Source organism: Paenalicyclobacillus macrosporangiidus, assembly GCF_900116805.1.
Taxonomy (GTDB): Bacteria; Bacillota; Bacilli; order Alicyclobacillales; family Alicyclobacillaceae; genus Alicyclobacillus_H; species Alicyclobacillus_H macrosporangiidus.
This window is the reverse complement of record NZ_FPBV01000026.1, coordinates 1-23,395: the sequence shown is the minus strand read 5'-3', so window position 1 is coordinate 23,395 and position 23,395 is coordinate 1. Positions and strand designations below refer to the sequence as shown.

General features: G+C 60.4%; 22 protein-coding genes and 1 pseudogene. 10 read left to right on the top strand and 13 right to left on the bottom strand.

Annotated elements, in window-relative coordinates; all coding sequences use genetic code 11:
• Nucleotides 1–288: 288 nt before the first annotated feature.
• From BM357_RS16270 to mscL, 4 genes and pseudogenes are all read left to right on the top strand, one after another.
• Nucleotides 289–1,488: an AAA family ATPase gene (locus BM357_RS16270; RefSeq protein ID WP_217647709.1), complete on the top strand. Its 1,200-nt coding sequence runs from the start codon at nt 289–291 to the stop codon at nt 1,486–1,488.
• Complete coding sequence (locus BM357_RS16265) at nt 1,488–2,078, top strand: DUF4276 family protein (protein ID WP_074955945.1); 591 nt, start codon at nt 1,488–1,490, stop codon at nt 2,076–2,078. The genes BM357_RS16270 and BM357_RS16265 overlap by 1 nt, the downstream gene beginning before the upstream one ends.
• Before the next feature lie 287 nt (nt 2,079–2,365).
• Nucleotides 2,366–4,009, top strand: a complete 1,644-nt coding sequence (locus BM357_RS16260) for a class I adenylate-forming enzyme family protein (RefSeq protein ID WP_245784050.1) — start codon at nt 2,366–2,368, stop codon at nt 4,007–4,009.
• Between the two features lie 57 nt (nt 4,010–4,066).
• Nucleotides 4,067–4,492: pseudogene (mscL, locus tag BM357_RS16255) on the top strand (large conductance mechanosensitive channel protein MscL); the annotation flags it as partial.
• A 48-nt stretch (nt 4,493–4,540) separates the two neighbouring features.
• On the opposite strand, the gene BM357_RS20535 reads toward mscL, so the two are convergent.
• The 12 genes from BM357_RS20535 to BM357_RS16190 form a co-directional block, all read right to left on the bottom strand.
• Nucleotides 4,541–4,912, bottom strand: coding sequence for a flagellar protein FlaG (locus BM357_RS20535; protein WP_281245614.1), 372 nt, complete (start codon nt 4,910–4,912; stop codon nt 4,541–4,543).
• A 35-nt stretch (nt 4,913–4,947) separates the two neighbouring features.
• Nucleotides 4,948–5,490 (bottom strand): hypothetical protein, encoded by a 543-nt coding sequence (locus BM357_RS16245; protein WP_074955938.1) that lies wholly within the window; start codon nt 5,488–5,490, stop codon nt 4,948–4,950.
• The gene (fliS, locus tag BM357_RS16240; RefSeq protein ID WP_074955935.1) at nt 5,483–5,923 is read right to left on the bottom strand and encodes a flagellar export chaperone FliS; all 441 of its coding nucleotides are present in this window, start codon (nt 5,921–5,923) and stop codon (nt 5,483–5,485) included. The genes BM357_RS16245 and fliS overlap by 8 nt, the downstream gene beginning before the upstream one ends.
• 6 nt (nt 5,924–5,929) lie before the next feature.
• The gene (fliD, locus tag BM357_RS16235; RefSeq protein WP_074955932.1) at nt 5,930–8,017 is read right to left on the bottom strand and encodes a flagellar filament capping protein FliD; all 2,088 of its coding nucleotides are present in this window, start codon (nt 8,015–8,017) and stop codon (nt 5,930–5,932) included.
• Nucleotides 8,018–8,156: 139 nt separating this feature from the next.
• A complete protein-coding gene (locus tag BM357_RS16230) occupies nt 8,157–9,443 on the bottom strand; it encodes a flagellin N-terminal helical domain-containing protein (protein WP_245784049.1) in 1,287 nt (428 codons plus the stop codon).
• Nucleotides 9,444–9,605: 162 nt separating this feature from the next.
• Entirely contained in the window at nt 9,606–11,498 is a 1,893-nt protein-coding gene (locus tag BM357_RS16225; RefSeq protein WP_074955929.1) for a glycosyltransferase, read from the bottom strand.
• A 338-nt stretch (nt 11,499–11,836) separates the two neighbouring features.
• On the bottom strand, nt 11,837–12,412 hold the full coding sequence (locus tag BM357_RS16215) for a DUF6470 family protein (protein ID WP_074955923.1): 576 nt from the start codon (nt 12,410–12,412) through the stop codon (nt 11,837–11,839).
• 129 nt (nt 12,413–12,541) lie between these two features.
• Nucleotides 12,542–13,432 carry a flagellar hook-associated protein FlgL gene (gene flgL, locus BM357_RS16210; RefSeq protein WP_074955920.1) on the bottom strand — a complete coding sequence of 297 codons (891 nt, stop codon included), beginning with the start codon at nt 13,430–13,432 and terminating at the stop codon, nt 12,542–12,544.
• Nucleotides 13,433–13,455: 23 nt separating this feature from the next.
• Nucleotides 13,456–15,120 carry a flagellar hook-associated protein FlgK gene (gene flgK / locus BM357_RS16205; protein WP_074955917.1) on the bottom strand — a complete coding sequence of 555 codons (1,665 nt, stop codon included), beginning with the start codon at nt 15,118–15,120 and terminating at the stop codon, nt 13,456–13,458.
• A gap of 70 nt (nt 15,121–15,190) precedes the next feature.
• Entirely contained in the window at nt 15,191–15,694 is a 504-nt protein-coding gene (gene flgN / locus BM357_RS16200) for a flagellar export chaperone FlgN (protein WP_074955915.1), read from the bottom strand.
• Nucleotides 15,695–15,731: 37 nt separating this feature from the next.
• Nucleotides 15,732–15,974, bottom strand: a complete 243-nt coding sequence (locus BM357_RS16195; RefSeq protein ID WP_074955912.1) for a flagellar biosynthesis anti-sigma factor FlgM — start codon at nt 15,972–15,974, stop codon at nt 15,732–15,734.
• 233 nt (nt 15,975–16,207) lie between these two features.
• On the bottom strand, nt 16,208–16,942 hold the full coding sequence (locus tag BM357_RS16190) for a sigma-70 family RNA polymerase sigma factor (RefSeq protein ID WP_074955908.1): 735 nt from the start codon (nt 16,940–16,942) through the stop codon (nt 16,208–16,210).
• A gap of 314 nt (nt 16,943–17,256) precedes the next feature.
• Between BM357_RS16190 and BM357_RS16185 the strand changes: the two genes are divergently transcribed.
• From BM357_RS16185 to BM357_RS16160, 6 genes are all read left to right on the top strand, one after another.
• Nucleotides 17,257–17,526 (top strand): AbrB/MazE/SpoVT family DNA-binding domain-containing protein, encoded by a 270-nt coding sequence (locus BM357_RS16185; protein WP_074955905.1) that lies wholly within the window; start codon nt 17,257–17,259, stop codon nt 17,524–17,526.
• 4 nt (nt 17,527–17,530) lie between these two features.
• Nucleotides 17,531–17,968, top strand: a complete 438-nt coding sequence (locus BM357_RS16180; RefSeq protein ID WP_074955902.1) for a type II toxin-antitoxin system VapC family toxin — start codon at nt 17,531–17,533, stop codon at nt 17,966–17,968.
• Between the two features lie 507 nt (nt 17,969–18,475).
• Nucleotides 18,476–19,114 carry a YhbD family protein gene (locus BM357_RS16175; protein WP_074955899.1) on the top strand — a complete coding sequence of 213 codons (639 nt, stop codon included), beginning with the start codon at nt 18,476–18,478 and terminating at the stop codon, nt 19,112–19,114.
• 12 nt (nt 19,115–19,126) lie between these two features.
• Nucleotides 19,127–19,768 (top strand): hypothetical protein, encoded by a 642-nt coding sequence (locus BM357_RS16170; RefSeq protein ID WP_074955896.1) that lies wholly within the window; start codon nt 19,127–19,129, stop codon nt 19,766–19,768.
• A gap of 53 nt (nt 19,769–19,821) precedes the next feature.
• Nucleotides 19,822–20,547 carry a hypothetical protein gene (locus BM357_RS16165; protein ID WP_074955893.1) on the top strand — a complete coding sequence of 242 codons (726 nt, stop codon included), beginning with the start codon at nt 19,822–19,824 and terminating at the stop codon, nt 20,545–20,547.
• Nucleotides 20,548–20,598: 51 nt separating this feature from the next.
• The gene (locus BM357_RS16160) at nt 20,599–22,233 is read left to right on the top strand and encodes an MDR family MFS transporter (protein WP_074955889.1); all 1,635 of its coding nucleotides are present in this window, start codon (nt 20,599–20,601) and stop codon (nt 22,231–22,233) included.
• A 226-nt stretch (nt 22,234–22,459) separates the two neighbouring features.
• Here the strand turns inward: BM357_RS16160 and BM357_RS16155 are convergent.
• On the bottom strand, nt 22,460–23,395 hold a 936-nt coding region (locus BM357_RS16155), incomplete at its 5' end, for an RNA-guided endonuclease InsQ/TnpB family protein (protein WP_074955886.1).

Genomic DNA, 23,395 nt, shown 5'->3' with positions numbered 1-23,395 from the left:
CGGTGCGTTCGGCTGGGGTGCGGAGCAACCGCGTATGTAAAAAAAGGAATCCGCCCGATGGATTTGGGAACCTGCTTCATCCGAGATAGAGGTCCGTTGAGATGGCTTTTTATGGAACACCACCATGACCGTGGAGTGGCTGGAGAGCACTCCTGTGCGGCCCATGAATGATACGTCTTTCAGACACAAATGTCATTTGCTAAAATGAATTCTTAAGAAGTTTACGGATTGATTTTCACAAAAATCCATCTGAGGGACCCCGATGGCCTGAAAGGATGGGTGATACCCTTGCCGTTTATTGAAGCCATTGAAATCCACAATTACAGAACATTGCAGCACGTGGTTTTGTCCGATTTGCAGCCCATCAATGTGTTCCTCGGTCCCAACGGCAGCGGGAAGTCGACGTTGTTCGATGTGTTCGGTTTCTTGGCTGACTGTTTGCAGACGAATGTTCGCAAGGCGTTGGAGTCCCGTGGTCGCTTTCATGAGGTGCGATCGAGAGGCTCGACAGGACCCATTTCATTCAAGCTGAAGTATCGTGAGTCCACGTTTGATAAGCGCCGAAAGTCAAATCCAATCACGTATTATTTGGCCATCGACGAGCGAGACGGGAAGCCCTATGTGGCGGAGGAGTATTTGGAGTGGAGACGCGGGAGGCAGTATGGAAAACCTTATCGCTTCTTGGATGTCAAGAATGGAGAGGGCATGGTGATCTCCGGCGAGATGCCCGAGGAGAAGGACGAACGGCGTCCCGTGCGGATTGACAGCCCGGACATTCTGGCCATCAAGGGACTGGGCCAATTGGCCGATCACCCGCGTGTGGCCAGTTTGAGACGATTCATTGAGGGATGGTACCTCTCGTATTTCATTCCTGATCAGGCGCGCACCATCCCGCAGAGCGGAATTGCCGAGCATCTGTCGAGAACGGGTGACAATTTGCCCAACGTCGTTCAGTTTCTCGATGAAGAGCATCCCAACCTGTTGCAAAACATCTTGGAGCGTATTTCACGCCGGATTCCCGGTCTGGAATCGATATGGTCCGAACGAACCGTGGATGGACGCTTGGTGTTGCGCTTCAAAGATGCGCCCTTTCAGGAGCCGTTTCTCGCGCGGCATGTGTCCGACGGGACCATCAAAATGTTCGCCTACCTGATTCTGCTGAACGATCCCAGTCCACCGCCGTTGCTGTGTATCGAGGAGCCGGAGAACGGCCTGCATCCCAAACTGCTGACCATCCTTGCGGAGGAGTTTCGTGCGCATGCCATGGGAGCTTCGGGGGGAGGAACGCAGGTTTTTGTCTCCAGCCACTCTCCCTTCTTCATTGACGCCCTGCATCCCAAGGAGCTTTGGATCATGGAGCGCAACTCCAACGGTTACGCCGTGGTGGAGCGGGCGGACAAGAAAAGCGGAGTCGCACAGTTCATGAGTGAGGGTGCGAAGCTCGGGGACCTGTGGTACGAGGGATACTTCGGGGGAGGCCCATTTTGATGCATCTGGAATTTTTGGTCGAAGAACTGTCTGCCAAGTTCGCCCTCGAACAACTCATACCCAAAATCGTCGGTCCTGACCACACGTTTGCGATCCGTGACTTTGGAAGCAAGTATGAACTCATGAAGAAATTGGAGAGCCGCTTGCGTGGTTACGCAAAGATGATGTCCGACTGGGATGCGCGCATCGTGGTATTGGTGGACGAGGATCGTCAAGACTGCCGTGCGCTGAAGAATGAAATTATGGACATGGCGAAGAGAGCTGGAATTGATGATAAGGTGCTCTGTCGCATTGTGGTCGAAGAATTGGAAGCCTGGTTTTTTGGCGATCTGGGAGCTTTGCGCAAAGTCTACCCGAAACTATCCGCTTCGCTTCACACACAGGCACGCTACCGCAATCCGGATCGGATTCCGGGAGGAACATGGGAGCATCTGGACCGGCTGCTACGTCAATCGGGGTACCCGGAGGGATTGCGAAAAACGGAAACCGCAGCGATGGTGGCGCGGTATATGGATCCTTGGAAGAACCGGTCGACCAGTTTCTGCGCTTTTCGCGATGGGTTGATTCGAATTACGGAAGAGACGAGATAGTCGTTGTTGGAAGGCATTGCCCCGTCGCCTGAACCCAAGCATTGAAGCGATGTTGGAGAACGAGTGATGGTCAGAAAACAGCGCTTATGGGGCATCCCAGCGAACCGTTGAGGCTTAGTGACCACCGGAAATCGGCGTGCCTTCACGCCCTCGGCACCGCCCAATGCGCCTCCCCGGCCATCGGCCCCCGAAAGCCCAGCCGCCCCTCCAGCTCCAATCTTTCACAAAATCGTATAATGAACTCATCCACTCCTTGCAGGAGCCGTGAAAGTCGGGGAGGGAACATCATGCGCTACACGTTTGCGGATGTGATGGCCGCACAGGCCAATCGGTTCGGGGACAAGCCCTATCTGGTGTGGGACATCGGCCAGGATGCGCCGCGATCCCTGTCGTTCGCGGGGTTCCACCGGGCGGCCGGGGTGGTCGCGACTTTCCTGCACCGGCTGGGCGTACAGCAGGGTGATCACGTGGTTGCAGCGGTATCCAATTCGCCGGAGATGGTGGTCCTCTACGGCGCAGTCACGTACCTGGGCGCGGTGGTCGTGCCCGTCAATCCCGGCCTGGCGCCGGAGGAAATGCGGTATGTGATCGATCACGCTGAAGCAAAGGTGGTCGTCGCGGACCCGGTGGTGCTGCGGGCGCTCCGGCAGCGCGGGGGATTGCCGCGGATGGCGTACTGGATCCCGGCGGTCGACGATACGGAGGTGGTCGTGGAGGCGGGAGCCGAGGCGGAGATCCTCCGTGACGCGGAGGCGGGTGCCGGGCCGGCCGGAGGCTGCCCGCATGAGTCGCCCGAAGGCGCAGGCCTCACTAATGCCATCCGCACCGTGATCGAGCGGAACGAATTGGACGATGACCTGCCACCAGGGGCCGACCCGGAGACGACGGCGATGATCCTGTACACGTCCGGCACGACCGGGCGCCCGAAGGGGGCGATGCTTAGCCACCAAGGCGTGCTGCGGACCGGGCAGGCCATCTGTGACTTTCTCGGATCGACGCCTGAGGAGCGCATCCTGAATCTCCTGCCGATGACCCACTGCTTCTCCATCTGCGTCGAGATCCTGCACGCGCTGCTCAGCGGCGGGACGCTGTACCTGCGCTCAGGCCGGTTCGCTCCGAGGGCGGTGCTGGGGGAGATCGCCCGGCACCGAATCACGTTCATCTGTGGGGTGCCGAGCATCTTCATGGTCCTCAACGAGGCCTTGGATCGCCGTGAGTTCGACGTCTCATCGCTGCGCGTGGGGCTGGTTGGCGGGGCACCGGTGCCGGTGGAGACGGTGCGCGAGTTCGAGGGGAAGACCGGCATCATCATCGTCGAAGGCTACGGGCAGACGGAGCTGTCGCCGCTGGCGAGCCTGCAGCCGCCGCACCCGGACAAGCGCCGCCTGGGGTCGTGCGGGGTACCCATCCCGGGCACTGAGGTGCGAATTGTCGATCGCGCCGGCCACGACGTCCCCGTCGGCGAGACGGGAGAACTGTTGGTACGCGGGTTCAATGTGATGAAAGGCTATTGGAAGCAGCCGGAAGAGACCGCGGCCGCCATCGAACCGGACGGCTGGCTGCACACCGGAGACGTGTTCCGCCAGGATGCGGATGGGTATCTGTACATGGTGGATCGCCTGAAGGACGTCATCATCTACGGCGGCTACAATATCTATCCGAAGGAGGTGGAGTCCGTCCTCTACCAGCACCCGGCCGTGGAGGAGGCGTACGTGGTCGGCGCGTCCGATCCGCTCAAGGGCGAGGTGCCGGTGGCGTTCGTCCGGCTCGACTCAGGTTCGGACGCCAAGGCGGTGCAGCCGGAGCTGGAGGCGCTGTGCCGGCAGCACCTGGCGGATTACAAGCGCCCGCGCCGCTACCTGTTCGTCGACGACTTCCCGCGCACCCCGAGTGGCAAGGTGTTGCGGCGCGAATTGCGCGAGCGGGCGTAGGGGGAGGGCGCTCGGGCGCGGGTCCGTTGTTCGAGGTGGACGCCCCAGCTTCGTCAATTCATCGCCCGCGGGAACGTCCTCGATCTTGCCATCGGCCTCATCCTCGGCAGCGCCTTCACGGGCATCGTCAACTCGCTCGTCAAGGACATCCTCATGCCGCCCATCGGGCTGCTGGTGAAGGGCATTCACTTCAGCGACCTGTACATCAACCTGTCCCGCACTCGCTACCCGAGCTTGCAGGCGGCCCAGGCGGCGGGCGTCCCCACCATCAATTACGGTGTCTTTCTCAATAACCTCATCAACTTTCTCATCGTGACGGCCGTCCTGTTCGTGGTGGTCAAGCAGGTGAACCGCCTGCGCCGGCCGAAGGAGGCGGCGCCGACGACAAAACCGTGTCCCTACTGTTGCAGCGACATCCCGTTGGCGGCCATCCGCTGCCCGCACTGCACGTCGTTGCTGGAGGTGGAAGGCGCCGGCGAGTAAGAGACTGCACCACCGCGGTGGAGGCGAGGAGGTTTCAGCGGCACGGGTTCACCGGGGTTTGTCGATCACGATGCCCTTTGCACCAGGATCCTCCAACAGCCGCCGCGTCCCTTCCGGCGGGATCTTCTGGATGACTTCGCCGGTGTCCTGATCAATGACGTTCAACCACAGTTGGTTGGGCGGGGCGGTGGTGTCGAACTCCACGCGCAACGAGGACTCGGCCAAACGGCGGTTGATGTCTTCCAGTGCCTTCGCGCGTTTATCCGCATCCAACATGTTCCCGGAAGTTTCTCCGCTGGCCTGAGCACCATGCCCCTTTGGGGAGATGGCGGTTACGACATCGGGGGTTGCGGGGATTCGAGCGCCGCTGGGCTGCGCCGCGTGCGGGGGGGCGACGGGATGTACACCTTCGATGCTCACCGTGGGTTCAAACTCCTCTCTGCGCAGGTATTCGTTCAGCCGCGCCGGTCAATCAGCGGCATGGCAGGCCGCGGGCGGCTCTGCGACGCCTTGTAGGTATGCTCAAACGCCTGGGCGTGGCGCAGGTGCCGGAGCGCTTTTTGTACCACTCCCATGCGTTGGCACAGGCTGTCTTCCAGCGCCTTGTTTTGGGCCAGTACCCGCTGCGCCTTCGCTTCTATTTCTGTGGCGACCTCGTGCAGGGCCGCGCTGACTCCGGATGACGCTTCATCAGCGGACAACGCTTGTGACGCCGATTGTCGCGCAGATGTACCCGATTGCAGAGGATGACCGCTGGCATCCAGGGCTGTGCAACCCGGCGCGGATCCCGTGAACCACATTTCGCTGTCCCGGAGAGCGGTTTGAAGCCGGTCAAAGGCGTCATTCCGCTGTTTCCACAGCGTCCACCACGCGGGCCAAGCATCGGCGTAGGGGTCGCAAAACGTCGGGTGTTGGAGCAAGGTGTCGCCGAGGGCCAGCACGTGGTCCAGCAGCTGGGAGCAGGCGCGAAGGGTCGCCAGAATCTCTTCGTCATCCACGGTCCTGCACCTGTGTACCCGGGCTGGAGCCAGTACTCGAATTGGCCGCCGACATCGCTTGCTCTTCGCGAGCCTTCGCCGCCGCCTGCAGCCAGGTTTCACGCCAGCCTCGCACGTGCGTCAACACCTCGTTGACGGGTTCCACGTCCTTGCGCAGATTGGCCTCCACGAGGCGGCGGTGGTAATACTCATACAGCTGAGCGAGCGAATGGGAAACCTCGTACCGCATGTCGAGCGGCGCCAGCAGGCCCTCGCGGATGATGTCCTGCGCCTTCACGAGTTGCCCGTGCGCTTCCGCCGCATCCCCTCGTTCGATGGCAGCCTTTGCACGCTCGAGCGCGCTGATGAGGCCATCGTAGAGCATGATCAGCAGCCTGTCCGGAGACGCGGTTTGGATGGACGTGTGACGGTAGGCGGCGTAAGCCGGATTCACGTGTCATCAACCTCCTTGGGATGAGGACAGCAGACCCGCCAAGAACCCGCTCTGGCTGCTCAACTGCGCGATCGCCTGCTCCATCTGGCTGAACTCATTCAGGTAGCGTTGACGCAAGTCGGAGATCTGCTGCTGCATATCGTCGGCGCGGGTGTCCATATCTTGGATCTGTTGGCCTAAGAAACTGATATTCAGCGGGTCCGTACCGAACAAGGTTGAGAGATCGGCATTCGGGTCAATTGGCGTGTACGGTAGCAGTCCTGCCCCGCCCACAGACGTCCCGTTTGAGAACTTGGTGATGATCTGGCTGTTGATGTCTGGGTTCGATCCCGCTTCATCCGTGAGTTGCTGAATCTTATCGTACAGGTCATTCGACAATTGCACCGCAATGCCGGTGCCCATCGACGAGTTTCCACCTATGGTCGGGTCGTTGGTGAACAGGCGCATCACCGCCTGTGGATCCGCCTGGAGGGCGGCCCGGAGTTTATCCGTGTCAATCTGCAGCAGCCCGTACGAGTTCCATCCGGTGGTCGTGACGCCCGGGGCGATGGCCCCGGCGGAGACGCCGGTCATGGGATCAATAGGCGTGATGCCGATAGCAGCGAGCGAGTTGAGCGTGACATTCTGCCCGTTTACGGTGGAGGCGGCCTGGCCGCTCACCCGCATACTCATGTCACTCTGCATCGTCGACATGATGCTGCCCAACAGCGAGTCGTTGGCGAGCACCCCGCTCTGTGCCTTCTGATACCACTTCTCAATCTGGTCCTGCGTCATCTGTGACGCCTGCTGCTGCGTCAGCGGCGCGTAGTCGTAGTTGCGTTGTTCATTATATAACCCCTGCATCAGTTGCAAGGTCTGGTTGTATTGCTGAACGAAGTTGGTGATGGTGTTAACGATGGCGTCCACGTCGGTGGAGACGCTCACCGTCACCGGACTGCTCGTCGTCGACAACAGATTGAGCGTCAGGCCGTTGTAGTTGGCCTGGTTGGTGCTGCTGGTCGTCGTGTAGCCGTTGATGGTGAAGACCGCGTCCCGCGCCACCTGACTGGCCGTCGGGGTGTCGGCGTACGGGTCGGCCAGCCCGAGGACATTGCTCGGGTCTTCGGTGGTGACGCTGATGGGAGACAGGAGATCCCATTGCTTCCCGTCTCCGTCGATGTAAGACGGCTGCAGCACGAGGTGACCCATCCCGTCGTCGGTGGCCGTGACGCCCGTTTGCGCGCTGTACTTGTTGATCTCTGCCTCGATGGAGTCCGATCCTACCGGTGCACTGAGCGGCAACGGTGAGGACGGTGTACCATTGAGCGGGATACGTACACCGTTGATGATGATCACGGCGGAGGATGCGAGACCCCCTGACAGGTCGGCGGTCGACGTCACCTCTGCTGCGGTTTGGATGCCGAGCGTGGACAGGAATGACTGGGTGGCGTCGTCCACCTGGATCTTGGCCCCTGCGCCCGTGCTGGTGGTCTGCATAACCACCTTGCCGGATGCGGAGTCGTAGAAGGCAGCCACTCCAGTCTTCGTGTTCGAGGTGATGGCGGCCAAGACGCTCGCCACAGTTGTCGATCCGCCGAGGGTGATGGATTGCCCGTTGATGGTGAGTGTCACTCCGTCGGGATAGCCCAGATTGGAGAGTGTGGTGTTGGTCGCCCAGTTCGGATCTGTGGACAGGCGGCTCGACGAGTACACGGTAGCGCCTTGGGCAAGCTGTTGCACGGTGATACTGTACGTGCCGTTGGGCGCGAGGGTGGATGCCGTCCCGGTCACCACCGCGCTGTTGGAGGAACTGACCTGGTGCGCCATGAAGGTCGACTGCAGTTTCATAGTAAGGACGGTATTATTCAGGTCGGACAGGGAGGCGTTGACCTGCTGGTAGCGCATCTCTTGCCATTGCAGGATCTGCCGCTGCTGCAGAAGTTGCACCAACGGCACCTGAGCCGCCTGGACCATGGCGTTGACTATGCTGTCGGTGTCGATGCCGGATGCCAGGCCTGAGAGTCCCGACCCGGGCGTATACGTCATCTGGTTTATTCCGTTGGCGGAGCTTCCGCCACCCGAATAACCCCCCGACAGGGCTCCGATGTAAGTCATGACAATGCCTCCTTGTCATGGATGGATGCGGATGTGCGCAGATTGCGCGACTGACATAGTTCTGGACAAGTTACACGCCAGTGTAGAAGAGACGGAAGACCGGCCTGTGGGGCCGGCCCTCCCGAAGAATGATGAGCAATCAGCCGAGCAGCTTGAGCACCAACTGCGGCTGCTGGTTCGCCTGTGCCAGCATTGCCACGGCCGCCTGCTGCAGCACGTTGTCCTTCGTGAACTCGGCCATCGCAGAGGCCATGTCTGTGTCGGTGATGCCGGATTCTGCGGAGGTTAGGTTTTGGGACGAAGCGTCCAGGTTGTTGATGGTATGCTCGAGGCGATTCTGATATGCGCCCAGCTGGTCCCGCTGTGTTGACACCGTTTGAATCGCTTTGTCGATGGTCGTTATGGCTGCATTTGCAGCTGACTGACTCGACACGTCGATGCCGCCGACCTGGATGGTTGTGTCACTGGCTGGTGCAGCATCCAATTTGAAGAGTGTATTCCCGGCAGCATCTTTGTAAGTCGTTCCATCGGTGGATGTAGCAACTATGTTACCGTTCAGATCTTTTAAGTATTGGTTTGTGCTATCCAACGTGTACGTACCAGCCTGCAGGCCGGTGTTGGCAACGTCGTGGTACCCAATAGCGGTCGTGCTGCCACCCGAGCTCGAGATCGTAATTTCGCCAGAGGTGACGGCTTCAGTTGCACCGCTGAACGCCAACTGATCGGTGCCGGACGGATCGGCCGTTGAAACGTAGGTAATACCACCATCCGTGCTGGTGGCAACCACTTTCCCGCTGCTGTCCACCAAATTGTAATTCGCTCCGCTCTGTACCACGATGTAGGTTCCATCCGTCAGAGTGCCGTAGGTATTCGTAACTGTCGCGCTGACCTGTTCGCCAACCGCACCGGCAACCCCCAGCGCAAACCCACGCATATCACCGATGGTGAGAGACAGGTTCTGATCCTGGTTCGCCCCAATCTGGAATGTACCGCTGAAAGAACCGTCTAACAGGTTCTTGGTGTTAAACTGCGTCGTATTGCCAATGCGAGAGATTTCCTGAGAAAGTTGGTCAACTTCCTTTTGAATCTGCGCACGATCCGCATCGGTGTTCGTATCGTTTGCCGATTGGACGGCCAATTCACGCATTCTCTGCAGGATGCTTTGCGTCTCGTTCAGGGCACCCTCTGCAGTCTGAATCAACGAAATTCCGTCCTGCGCATTGCGGGAGGCCTGGTCCAAGCCGTTGATCTGGGCCTGCATCTTCTGGGAGATCGCCAACCCAGCCGCATCGTCCGCAGCGCCGTTGATCCGCTTGCCCGTAGACAGCTGTTGCAACACCTTCTGCAAGCTGTTCTGGTTCTGGTTGAGAGCCGACAGCGCGTTCATCGAACCCAGGTTGTGGTTGATGATGAGACCGAAGCTCACGATGATACACCCTTTCTTTCAGATTTGCCGTTAGGCAGATGATCCAACTCACCGCTGGTGTGAGTGGATTCACTATGACTATCTGAAAGGTGAAGAGAAAACTTGCATTCATTTTTGCTGATAAGCTGCGGACGGTGGTTTACGGTGTGCCATTGTGCATAGTCAAAGGTGCGAGAAATGCTGTTTGCGCACGTATTGCAGGAGTTTGGAGTCAGGATATCGCTTGAGCGCGTCTTGCAGCCGACGTGTTCTTTGCTTGGGTTCAACGTCGCCAGCGAGAAGGTATCCTCGCACGGACAGATGGCCATCCGGCAGAACAGCTTGCGATAACGCGTCACTTGCGCGTTCCACAGAACCCTGGTGCAGATGAAGCATGGCGCGCCATTCCCATTCCTGGTGGGAGCCACTTGGGCCGTTTAGAAACGCTTCAGTGGTGAACGCACCTTTAAGGTCTGTATGAAGAAAAAGGCTGAAATGGTGGGACAAGTCTGTCGCGCTGGCACTGTACTGGGACAGTAGGCGAGTGGAACGTGTTGCCAGTAGATCGTCCAACAGTGTCGCGACCTCCCACTTCATATGTTCTTCCCCAGTTTGGACTAACCGGATTAGGTACGTTCCTTGCGGTCCGGCCTGTTGCCAGGCATGGATGGCCATTGAAACGTCACCTTGTTCGAACAACCAGAGACCCCAGCGGACATAATCCCCTGGCCGAGGTACGTTCGGTAAACATGGTTTGCTTTCATGACGGATTGCGTATGCGAACTCAGCACGACGAACAAATGCTTGGTCCCCCCACTGTTGACGTGCCCTCTCAATAAACACTTGCGCATCATCGTGTCCAGCGATAACGTAGGGTAACAAGAACTCTTCGTATCTTTGTGGAGTGTGGATGAGTCTCTCCAACTCGTGAGCTACTTGCGGCTCAGGCGTCAATCTTACGAGCCATGCAATCACCCCAGCCTGGGACATATTTTCAGAGAACGACGTCATAAACCATTCCCGGGCGGAGAGGTCATCTCCGAGCTGAAGCCAACAATAGGCCATCAACCTAGCAGAGATGTATGTACCCGCCCCCACTAGGTAATTGCTTGTGTCCATCTGTACATCGCCTATCTCGCGACAGATCTTCAGTACATCCATTGCTTCCGCGTACTGGCGCATCGTGACGTAGGTTTCCGCCAGTAATAACTGAGTATCCGTGTGCGCGGGAAAGAGCGAAACTGCCTCGCGGGCCGTGCGCAGCGCCTCTTCCAACCGGCCGAGGCGTTGTAGGCTGGTTACGCATTGATGGTAAATCCTTTTGAGAAACGGAAGTTTCCTCTGTGCCTTATTGGCGCGGATTTCCTCAAGTAACAGTCTTGATTGAGATGCTACCTCTTCCCAGCGGCCGGCGACCTGGTATTCTGCCAGGAGGTTCGTAATAGCATGCCATCGGTGAATTTTGTCTTGCTGGCGAATGGACTGTATCTGTCGTTTCAAGAGTTCTGTATTACGTTCATTTTTCCTCTTTATTTTGCGGTATTCATCGAGATACCCGAGATGGTGAACAAGCAAGTTTGACTGTCCGATGGTTCCCCCAGCACGGCGAATCGGCTCGACAATTTGCTCATGTATCATTCCGACGTATCGGTAATGGGAGCGGAACAGGCGGACCGCATCCAGTTCCACTTCGCCGCGAATGTCCGCCATGCTACCTGTATAATTGCGGATTTTGACGAGCAGACCATCGTGACGGGTCTCCTTTAAAGTGCTTCGAAGATCTGTAACGTTGCACGGTTCCAAGAACTCATCACCATCTAGGACCAATACCCAATCGCCGGATGCGTGGTCTAAGACAAAATTTCGGGCGGCGGAGAAGTCGTCCTTCCACTCGTAGTGGAGGAAATTCACCAATCCCTCATGTTCCACTGCAAACGACTTAATAACGTCAATGGTTGCGTCCGTCGATCCCGTATCCGCGATAACGATCTCGTCCACGACCCCAAGCACACTGCTCAGTAAACGAGGCAGGAGGATCGCATCATTCTTCACTATGGTACACAGGCTGATCTTCATACGGAGTTCTTCCTCCAAGTACTCCGTTCTGGCGGACGGAGGTCCGCATACGGAGGAGATTGTGACTTTAAGCAGGTGGCATGTACAATCCGCGTGCTACAGTTTGCTGCACGGGACGGCGTACACTTGCTTCCAAGAGCCATTCCATATGTATTCTCTTATCCGGAAGTTCTCTAACGCGTTTCCACAAATATGGTCTTGCATCAGCATCATGAAATAACTCACATAAGCCAGGTGCTCTTGGAATTCAGCTGTGTAAAGCATCAACCTAGTCACGGTTGTTCATGGAGTCGCGTGTGTGTTGCCCCCTTCTCGTCTCCTGATTCAGAAACCCTTCCTCATGCTTGCATTTCCACCAGGTGTTCCACGGGCGGCGGGATGATGCGGATCTCCGGCCTTTGTTCGAGGTACGTGTGCACCTGTCCCGGCACAAACTCAATCTCGGCCGGGTGGGGCTGTGCATGGACACGCACCGGCTGCACCTGCGCCTGGATGTCCACGCGGCCTGGCTCATAATGGATATGTACCGAAAATGGGCGTGGAACCAGGGCGGGGGCGAACTGCCGCATGTGGTCCCGGTAGCGCATGACCCAGGCGGGGAAGGCGTCGCCGCGCTCGATGTGCAGCAAGCGCTGGCCCCATTGTGCAGCCTCGGCCACGCCTTGGGCGGCGGTTTGGCGGGCGAGCGCCGCTTGGTGCTTGGAGAAATCGAGCGGAGTGCGCAGATCCTCGTCTGCGAAGGCCTCGGTCTGGTCAATGTCGAGCCGACCCGGCGTGGTGTGGATGGACAACTCGGCAGCGGGTGCCTCGATGGTGAGATCCGCCTGCCGTGTGCGGATGTCAAAGTGGGGCGGCGTGTAGGAGAGGCCAATTTGGCCGAACCTCTGCTCAATCTGGATCTGCGGCATCACCATAGGGGCACCCCTTTCTGGTTGACGAATAGAAATGCTCAACGGACCGTGAAAGTAAGAAGAGATCCGATCACTGTCTTGGCAGGATCCGATCTCTTTACCTCGCACGTCCAAATCACCGCACTGACACACTCACTTCAAGAAATCCACCAGCGTCGGCACGATGACGCGTGCGCCCACCTGGAGGGCCGCCTGTTGCACCGATTGGGAGGTGGTAAGGTCCGTGATGGCCTTCGCCATGTCGGCGTCCTGGACGCCCGCCAGCAGGGTTTGGAAATTGTTCAACAGGTCCGAGAGGCGGGACTGCTCGAACTGAACGCGGTTCAGACGGGCTCCGACGTCCGCCTGCGCGGCCGACATCTGATTGAGGCGGGAATCGAACTGGCCGAGCAGTTGGTTCACCGCCTGGCCGTCGTCGCTCTTCAAGGCGTCGCTCAAGTTCTTGAGCAGGGCGAACGCGTTGTCGGAATCACTCGCGTCTCCGAAGAACTGGTTGCCCGGCGTGTTCACCGTGAGGTGGATGCCGTCGCCGACGTCGTACAGAATGTCACCGCTGTCGGTCGTGACTGTTTCTGCGCCGGTGGATCCGTAGGGTGCTTGCTGGGTCTGCTGACCGTTGAAAATGTACTGCCCGTTGTACTGGGAGTTGCCGATGGTGACCAACTGCTGGTAGAGCTGATCCACCTCGGAGGCGAGCGCTTGGCGGTCGTCCGGGGACATCGTGTCGGAGGCGCCTTGGACCGCGAGATCGCGCGCCCGCTGCACGACCTGGTAGGCCTGGCTCATCACGGTATCGGTGTAATTCAGCCAGCCCTGGGCGGCGTTGGCGTTGTCCTGGTACTGCTGATAGTAGGCGATCTCGCTCTTGTAGCGCATGACAAAGCCGACGCCGACGGGGTCGTCGGCTGGCTTGTTGATGCGCTTCCCGGTTGCCACCTGGTTTTGCAGGCGCAACAGGCGGTCCGTATTGGCCTCGAGATCGAACAACATCTGTTGATTGAGCATGCCCTGCGTGACGCGCACGACAATATCCCTCGCTTTCGGCGTTAGCGGACGCTGTTGATGAGCGTGGTCAGCAAGTCGTTCACGGCCTGGACAACCTTTGCAGAGGCGTTGAACGCCTGCTGGTACTGAATCAGGTTGGACATCTCCTCATTGAGCGACACGCCGGTGACGGACTGGCGCTGCATGTCGATCTGCTGGACCAGTGCCTGCTGGTTGGAGACCTGTTGGTCCGCCTGTTGGCCCTGAATGCCGAGCTGTCCGACCACCGCCTGTAAAAAGCTGTCGAAGGTGCCCTGGCGAAGAGGCATGGATGCGGTGGCGTCGTTTGGGTCGGAGAACTGCACCTGGGCCAGCTTGACGCTGCTGACGGTCATGGCGAGTGTCCCGTCGCCCGCGGTCTTGGTGAAGGACGCCGCGAGGGTCGTGACGTCCTGACTGATGGCTGGGTTGACGGTGATGTTCGCGGCCGTGACGTTGCTGTCCGTCGTGGCCGGATTGATGACGAACAGCGGCTTGCCTTGGGAGCCGTTTTGATCGTATCCCATCTGGAGCAGGCCGTTGAGGCCGAACACGGTGATGGATTTGCCTTGCGGAATTGTGGCGTCGCCACTGACTGGGTCGATAGCAATCCCGAGCTCGGGGTGGTCTTTGGCCACGTCGGCCAGACGGGTGCTTGCCGGGTACTTGTCGCTGCCAATCTGGATGTCCACCGGCAGGGTCGCGGTGCCTGTGGCGTCGGCGTAAATGGTCCAGTTCCCGGCAAGCGTTACGGTGATTGGTCCGTCTGCAAGGCTGTATGCGAATGCGTCGAGATCGGACTGGTAGGATTTCACCGTGTTCAACGCCGCGACCAGACCCTGAAGTTTGCCGCTGGTCACGCCAATGGTGAGCGGGTAGTTTGGATTCGTCGTATCGGTGGTCACTTGGAGCAGCGGCTTGCTGCTGTCAGACGGGTCCGGAGTGACGGTCTGGTCGTCCAACACCACCTGGCCGCCGATGGACAGCGTTATGCGTCCGGCGGTATCCGTCTGCACCGACACATCGGCCAGATTGGAGAGTTGGTCAATCAGGTAGTCACGCTGGTCCATGAGGTCGTTCGGCTGCTTGCCGTCATCCAGCACGCTGTCAATCTGCTGATTGAGGCGGGCAATTTGCGTCAGGTAAGAGTTGACTTGGTCCACCGTGGCAGACAGGCTTGCATTGAGATCATCCTGCAACTGAGAGAGCTGGTTCGCGGTCTGGTTGAGTGTCTGCGCCACCGTGACGGAGGTCTGCACGACCAGGTTGCGGGCGGCGAGATCGTTCGGGTTGGACGAAAGTTTGTCCCACGCGTTCCAAAAGTTCTGCATCACTGTGGACAAGCCGGTGTCGGACGGCTCATTGAGAATGGCCGTCACTTTCTGCAGGGCGTCCTGCTGCGCCTGCCAGGAGCCGAGGTATGAATTCTGTTGGCGGTACTGCGTGTCCAAGTAGTCGTCGCGCAGCCGCTCGATTTTGTCCACCTGGACTCCGGTGCCAACCTGTCCCGGGATGGCGCTGGTCAGACCGGGGACCTCCAAAGGCTGGGTGGCCACCAAGTCCACGCGCTGCCGGGTGTAGCCGGGGGTGTTGGCGTTGCTGATGTTGTGGGCGGTGACTTCGATGGCCGCCTGTTGCGTCTGCAATCCGCGCTTGGCGATTTCCAATCCGAGAAACGTCCCGAGCACGCAGGTGTCCTCCTTGTCTGAGGCGAGATGGACGGACTTGGCTCATCCATTCGCCGAGGTGGCGCTCTTTCTATGCCTTCAGATCAAAGACCAGGTTTCGCGGCGTCCCGTCCGGCGATTGTGCCGGATGATATCCGGCGGTGCCGGTGTGGCGGGCCACCCACTCGAACATCTGGGTCGTGTATTGTGTCCACTGCTCCGTCAGGCGCTGGTTTTCACGGTTCTGCTGCGCTAGGAGCGAAAGCGTGTCGCGCAGGCGCCGGCCGGTGTGCGCCAAGCGCCCTGCGAGGCGCGGGTCCGTACGCCCGACGCGATCTTCAATCGTCGTGAGAGTCAAGGTGTCGACCGACAGGCCCCACGATTCAGCCAGAGCTTCGGTGATCTCCTGTCGCGAGGCTTCCAGCTCGTGCACACGGGTGATGGATGCTTGCATTTCCGCGGTGACGCGCTGAATCTCGTTCATCCGCCGCGCGACGAGGACCTGTTTCTGCCGTTGGCTCAGACGAAGCAACCGCTCGTGCTCGGCGAGCAGCTTGTCGAGCACTGTGGCCAAATGCTGCAACGGCTGGTGCACGTCCCGTCCTCCTTTGTACACCCGCTTCCTCCACCGCCTATGCCCGTTCGTCGAAGAAGATGCCGGTGTTGAGCAGGGTATCGGCGAGCTTCTGCAGATCAGGGGTCTGGCCGGAGCGAATGGCCTCCTTCAGTTTCGCAATCCGTTCAGACTCGCTCGGCCGCCGCGTTTCCTCCGCAGGCGGATTCGGCTGGGCCGCAGCCGTCTGGTTGGCGACGCGGAGGCGATCCGCGGGATTGGCGGGATTGAATGTATATCGGTTCAGGTCGTCGATACGCATGGCCTGGTTTCACCTCACACATGGGCAGCACCTGGTGCGGCCGACAGGCTCCTGTAACAATATATCGGCGATCCGCGTTTTCGGCGTGCGCCCGGAAATGGACGATTTTCGGGCGTAGTACGTGATGGGGCAGAACAGGCGTCGATTTTCACCCGTAATTGTCCGGTTTGCGCGCGCGGACGCGGCCACATGCGGTGTGTGTGGATCTCGGACCTGCCGGTGCGGTTTCGCGATCACCCGTCCCGGGTGTGACCGGTCAGCATGCCGCGCAGGCGGAGGATGGCTTTCGACCGGATACGCGACACCTGCGATTCGCTCAGGTCCAGGACCTCGCCGATCTCCTTCAGGGTCAACTCTTCCTCATAATACAGCCACAGCACCTGCTGCTCACGCGGCGTGAGCCGGTGCAGGGCCTGGACCAGCTGGGCGCGGGCCGCCTGGCGGTCGAGGCGCCGGGCGGGATCGAACGTATCTTCGGGAGCGGGCACGTCCGCCTGCCCCTGGGTTTCCAGCTCCTCGAGGGAGAAGGCGGCGGTCCAACCGAGATCGACCCACCATTCGTGGAGCTGGTCTAGCGGGATACGGAGCTCGGCCGCCAGCTCCTCATCGCTGGGCTCCCGCATCAGTTGCTGGGACAGGCGGTCGTATGCGGCGTGCAAGCGGTTCTGCCGCTCGCGCAGGCCGCGCGGCAATTGGTGATGCCGGGCGATCTCGTCGAGCATCCGCCCGCGCACGTGGCGCATGGCGAAGGCGCCGAACGGGACGCCGCGGGAGGCATCGTAACGATCCATCGCCTGGTAGAGGCCGATGACGCCTGCGTGGACGAGGTCGTTCAGCTCGAGGCCGCGCAATTCGACGCTGTTCGCCACGCGGCGGGCGAGACGGTACACGAGCGGCAGGTGCTCGCGCACCGTCTCTTCCCGGCGCAGGCGGTCCCACTGGGCATACGCTTCATGTTGAGGTTTCACGGACGAACCCCTCCGAGGGAGGGAATTCGCGAGCGGGGGCGGGGGTTCCTGCTATGGGTGTGGGGAGGCATCTGTACACGTCCGCACAATCCCGGGGTATAAAGCATATCGTCGGAGTGGAGAATAAAGAATTAGGATAAATTCTTTACTTTGAATGCATTTGTTGAAGTCATCATTTATCATGGTATCATGAAAGTGTACCTTACTGGCTGTCGCTGCCGCGTAAACCGCCTGTAGCGCGTAAACCGCCCGTGGATTACGGTCCTGAAAGGCGACTCGATGAGAATTGAAGGGTATGGAAAGAGGCGATGGAAATGATGGTCATGGAAGCGAGAATCTCCAAACAGGGACAGATCACGGTGCCGGCGAAGGTGCGCAGTGCGCTGGGCGTGAAAGAGGGGGATGCGATTCTGTTTTATGTGGAAGGGGATCAAGTGGTCGTAAAGGGTGCGCCAAAGCGGAAATTGTCGTCGATCATTGGGGTTTTGCCCAAACCGAACAGGCCATTGGACATGGCGGCTGTACGGGAGGCGTGGGCCAGGCGCGTGGTGGAGGAATACCAAGACCAGCTAAACAAGGAATGATGTTATGGGAGCAAGCCATCAAATTCTTGACACCAACATTTTGGTTTGCCTGCTTACAAATTATCCCGAAGAGCACGTGGCAGAACTCGCTCCCTGGATCGAAGCGGTTGAACGCGGTGAAATCATTTGGCACTTGCCCGTGCTGGTGATCTCCGAGACGATATGGGTGCTGACGAAATCCTATCAGTACGCGCCATCGGATGTGGTGCAAGCGCTGAAACAGGTCGTTGAGAACGAGGACATCGTGACGCAGGACATTGAATCGGTTCGCATCGCGCTGGACGCGATTGAACAAGGACTCGTTCCCATCGAAGAATTTGCGGACGCTTATTTGTCGGCATGGGCCAAACTGACAGGTTACCCTGTGCTGACGAGAGACAAGCATTTTCGTCAGTTGGGCGGGCCGTGGATTCATCCGAAGGATGATCCAAAGCGTTCGTAGGGTCGCCTTTCGTATTTGTCTCAATCCAATTCCGTGGCATCTACGAATGGTTCCGCTCGACCATCTTCATCCGCTCCACACAAGTCTGAGTTGTTTGAAGCCGAGTCATGTTTCCGCGTGCCCATAGGCCGCAAAATACCGGTTAAGTTCCTGGATCGGAGGCGGTTCGGTGCGTTCGGGTGCGGGTGTTAAGCCGGGATTTCGTACAAAAATGCCACTCGTGGGGTTCGAAGCGGGCGAGTTAGTCCGACAACCTGGCTAAGACCCGGGGATCACTTGGCTGAAGGCCCTCGAAACCAGTGAGATTATCCGAAAATCTGGACTAGATGCTGGTCTCCTCAACAATGATGTGGTAACACTCCCATGTCCAGCCCCAACACCAGCCTCCACAAGCGCGGTACCCGCCTCACAACTCGCTCTGGTTCTTTCTTCCCATTTTCGTCTGCGCATCTTGCGTAACGAAACATTGTTATGTTACACTCTCCCCATCGAAGGGGGATGGCACTGGTGGAGGAAGACCTGATCTCCAAGAAGGAGCTGTTGGAGGTCACCGGCATTTCGTACGGGCAACTGTACCGGTGGAAGCGCAAGCGCCTGATCCCGGAGGAGTGGTTCATCCGCAAGTCTACGTTCACTGGGCAGGAGACGTTCTTCCCGCGCGACAAGATCCTGGCGCGCATCGAGCGGATCAAGAACATGAAGGACGACCTGTCCCTTGACGAGCTGGCGGACGTGTTCTCGCCGAGCCCGGCGGGGGTGTCGGTGCGCTGGGATGAGGTGTCGGAACGTCACATTGTTACGGAGGTGGCGCAGCGGGTGTACCGGGAGCGGCACCCGGAGGCGCGGGTGCTGTCGTTCGATGAGCTGCTGTGCCTGTACGTGCTGGATGCGGCGCTCCAGACGGGCGAGGTGAGCCTGGACGAGGGCCGGATGGCGCTGCAGTTGATGGAGAACGAGTATCCGCAGTTGCAGCGCGGGGCCGAGCAGGGGCGGGCGGTGGAGTTGGTGTTTGTGCGCAAGCTCGGCATCGCGACGTGCCTGCTGGCGACGCTGCCCGGAGAGCTGCGGTTTGAGCAGGGTGCGCGGGTGGTGGCGCGGATCAACATCCCTGCGTGTGTGGAGCAGTTGAAATTGAAACTGGCCTGAGGAGGGAGAACGGTGAACGAAGACAAGCGGCATCCGGCGGACGAAGGCAAGCGGCCGGACCCGGTAAGGGACCTGGTGATGTCCGGGGTGGCGACGGCAGGTGGAGGCGTCTACCGGCGGGTGCACATCAGCGGCGTGGGCCGTGTGGTGGGCGACGTGGTGTGCGAGACCGCCCGCATCGACGGCGTGATGACGGTGCGCGGGACGCTGGAGGCCAAGGAGTTGGTGGCAAACGGGAAGACGAAGGTGGAAGGGGCGCTTCGAGGGCACACCCTCCGGTTGTCCGGGCAGATCCACGTGGACGGGGACTGCTCGGCCGAGGTGGTGGAGGTGTCGGGGGCCATTGAGATTGACGGACTGGTCAGTGCGGATGAGGTGACGATCCGGTTGTACGGCGGATCGAAGGTGCGGGAGCTGGGCGGCTCGCGCATCCGGGTGCACCGGAGTTGGCGATGGGGTTTCTTCTCCCGCTACCGGCGGCTGACGGTGGACACGGTGGAGGGCGACGACATCCGGCTGGAGGCGACGCGGGCCCGGGTGGTGCGCGGCGATAAGGTGCACATCGGGCCGGGGTGCGAGATTGAACGGGTGGAGTACCGCAGCGAATTCCGCCAGGACGACGGGGCCCGCGTGAACGAGCACGTGCAGGTGTGACGGCTGCAGGTGTGACGGCCCGGGCGGGCTGATGATGAGGAGGGGTGATGAATATGGAACAGCGGGATGGAACGAGGAATGAACACGGCGTGCGGCGCGACCTGACCATCACGGGCGAGGGGAGCCTCGGAGGCGGGGCGTACGGACGCGTGCGCATCCGCGGCGAGGGCGAGTTGCACGGAGACGTGGACTGCGAGGCGCTGTGTGTGCTCGGCAACTGCCGGGCGGAGGGACGCGTGGACGCGCGCGTGGTGGACGTGACGGGGACGCTCGAGGTCGCGGGCGGTGCGCGCGGAGGCCGGGTCCTCGGGCGCGGGGTCATCACGGTGCACGATGCGTGCGAGTGGGAGTTGGTCCGCTACCGCGGGGTGTTGACGGTGCACGGGGCATGCCGGGTGGACAGGCTGGATGTCCGCGGGGAGCTGACCGTCGAGGGCGATCTGACGGCCGAGACGTGCGAGGTGTGGGGGGTCATCACGGTGGACGGTCTCGTCAACGCCGAGACGCTGGAGCTGGTGCTGTTCGGGCCGTCGAGAGCCGGCGAGATTGGCGGCGGAACGGTGACTGTGCGGCCGAACCGGGTGCCGTTCGCGGGCGATGGAGAGCTGATGGTGGATGTGGTGGAAGGCGACCAGGTGTCGTTGTACCGGACCACCGCGAAGGTGGTGCGGGGCGGCCGGGTGACGATTGGCCGGGGCTGCCGCGTGGATGTGGTGGAGTACCGGGAGTCGTACGAGGCGGATCTGCGCGCGGAGGTGGGCGAGGTGCGCAAGGTGTAGGGCGAATGCGGGCGTTGTGGCATCGGGATCGAATGCGAAGGAGGAGCATGAATGGAAGAGCAGAAGCAGAGGCTGGGGCTCATCCTGGCCGGGTTGTTGCTGGGGACGTTCGTCTCCGCGCTGGATCAGACCATCGTGTCGACCGCCATCGGCACCATCGTGGGCCAGTTGGGCGGGCTGGATCAGTTCGTGTGGGTGACGTCGGCGTACATGGCGACGGAGATGGCGGGGATGCCCATCTTCGGCAAGCTGTCTGACATGTACGGGCGCAAGCGATTTTTCCTGTTCGGCATCCTCACTTTTCTGGTGGGTTCGGTGTTGTGCGGCACGGCCCACAGCATCACAGAGTTGGCGGTGTACCGGGCCATCCAGGGGATTGGCGGCGGGGCGCTGATGCCCATTGCTTTCACCATCCTCTTTGACGTGGCGCCGGCCGAGCTGATGGGCAAGTTCTCGGGCCTCATCGGGGCGGTGTTCGGCGTCTCGAGCATCGCGGGCCCGCTGCTGGGCAGCTTCATCACGGACCACCTGGGCTGGCGCTGGGTCTTTTACGTCAACGTGCCGCTGGGGCTCGTGGCGTGCGCACTGGTCGCCCTGGCGTACCACGAGTCGCGCCGCCACCCGAAGGAAACCATCGACTGGATGGGTATCCTTACCTTGGTGCCGGCGGTGGCCTGCCTGATGTTCGCGATGGAGTTCGGCGGGAACCGGTACGGCTGGACGGACGGGCCGGAGTTGGCGCTGTTCGCCGGCGCATTGGTCTGCTTCGCCGCCTTCTTCCTGGCGGAGGCGCGGGCCCGGGCGCCGATTGTGGACTACGGGATGTTCCGGTACCGGTTGTTCGCGGGGAGCATCTGGGTAGGCCTGTTCGCGAGCGCGGCGTTCATCGTGGCGGTGGTGTACATCCCGATCTACGTGCAGGGGGTGCGCGGGGGGACGGCCACGAACTCGGGCCTGGTGCTGCTGCCGATGATGCTCGGCAGCTCCTTCGCGGCGCCCATCGGCGGACAGTTGGCGAGCCGCTTCCGTTACCGGACCATCATGTGGGTCGCCTGCGCCATCCTGTTGGCGGGCGTCGCCGGGCTCTCGACCTTGACGCCACAGACGCCGCGCTGGCTGCTGACGGTGTACATGATTTTGGTGGGTCTCGGCATCGGACCGTCCTTCTCCGTGCTGGGCATGGCGAGCATGCACCACTTCTACGCGCACCAGCGGGGTGCGGCCAGCTCCACGGTCTCGTTCATCCGCGAGTTGGGGATGACGGTCGGGATCACGGTGTTCGGCGCCCTCCAGCGGGACGACTTCGCCGCACGCCTGAAGCAGGCGTTCGCGGGGATGCCCGGAGCGGGGAATGGATTTGGCGCGGGGGCCGGGGCTGGCGCAGGCACGGGATTCGGCGGCGGTGCGGGTGTGGGCGGATCCGGCGGGATCGATCCGCACGTCATCCTCGCCCCGGAGGTCCGCGCCCACATCCCGGCGCCGGTGCTGGACCGGCTGACCTCGGCCCTGTCGGCGTCCATCACGCACACCTTCTTGTGGGCGATCCTGTTGGCGGCGCTGGCCTTTGTCTTCGTCTTCTGGCTCGGCGCCGAGCGGTGGCAGGGGTTCGCGGATGCGCGAGGCGCGGGTGCCGGTCCGGGAGGCGTCGCGAAGGTGCCGGGTGCCGGGGAGGCCTCGCGGACCTAAAATGGCAGCGGACGCGCCGGAATGGGACCCATCCGGCGCGACGCCGAGGTACAGGCAGCGGAAGTGTTAAGGTTGCTCGTACGGACATCCGACTTTCCGAAAATCTTTGAGATTCCATGTTAAGACCGGTCTCCCGGAGAGCTTTGCCTTTGCGGCCAGATAGGCGTCCGGAAAGTCAACACTCGTCTTTTCGTAGTCTGTGAGGGCGTTGACGTTCTCCCCAGCCCTAAACGGCGGGGATTCTTTCTCGCTCATCGCGAGCTACGCGGGTGCACTGATGCGGATGCCACCGCACACCCGTGGGGGACGCCATCACCCCAACTACTGGGCCTCGGCCCAGATACCTGCGCCGAATGTTGATCGCCCCAACGCCATCCCGGTGAAAGCGGAACTCACAGGCCGGACAGGTATACACTCGTCCTTTCGGTTTATGGCGGCAGCCACATCGTGGACACTCCTGTGACGTATACGCCTCATCCTGAAGCTCCACCCGCATTCCGAGACGCTCAGCCTTGTACGTGATTAGCCAGCGAACTTTACCGCTGACCATCTGATGGATTCGCTGATTGGCCGCAGGTCCATAATCCACTCGCTTTCGGAGATCCCGTACATCGCCAATGACCACCGTCTGCACCCTGCTCGCGTGGAGGGTGGAGACCAGTGTTGTGGTCTGCTTATGCAGGATGTCCCAAATCTGATGATCCAGTTGTCGCAACTGCTTCCGCATGCTTCGCTGCAGTTTTCGCCAGCGGCGGGACCCTTTCTGCAATCGCGACAGCTTCGCAGCAAGACGGGCTTTGAGCTTGTTCTGATACTGTCGTTTGGCCCGAAGTTCCCGTCCATTGTAAATCAGCGTCCGCTCCCCGTCGTGAACCACCGCCAGGTGAACCTCTCCCAGGTCCACCCCGGCGGTTCCTCCCTCCGACACGGGTTCTGCCGCAGGTCTGGAGTATACAGCCCGTAGTTCATAAGCGGAATCAGTCCATCCCAGTTCGACCAAGACAGGGGCTTCCCAGCGCCACGGTACGACCAGCGGGGCGTTGCCGCGACCATTGGAAAGGATGAGCTTCCCGTCCCGAACCCGAATCGCAGACGGCTTCCACTGAACACGGAAGTAGCGCCGCCGACGGTACGGCGGTTTGGTTTGCGGATCCGTCTTCCT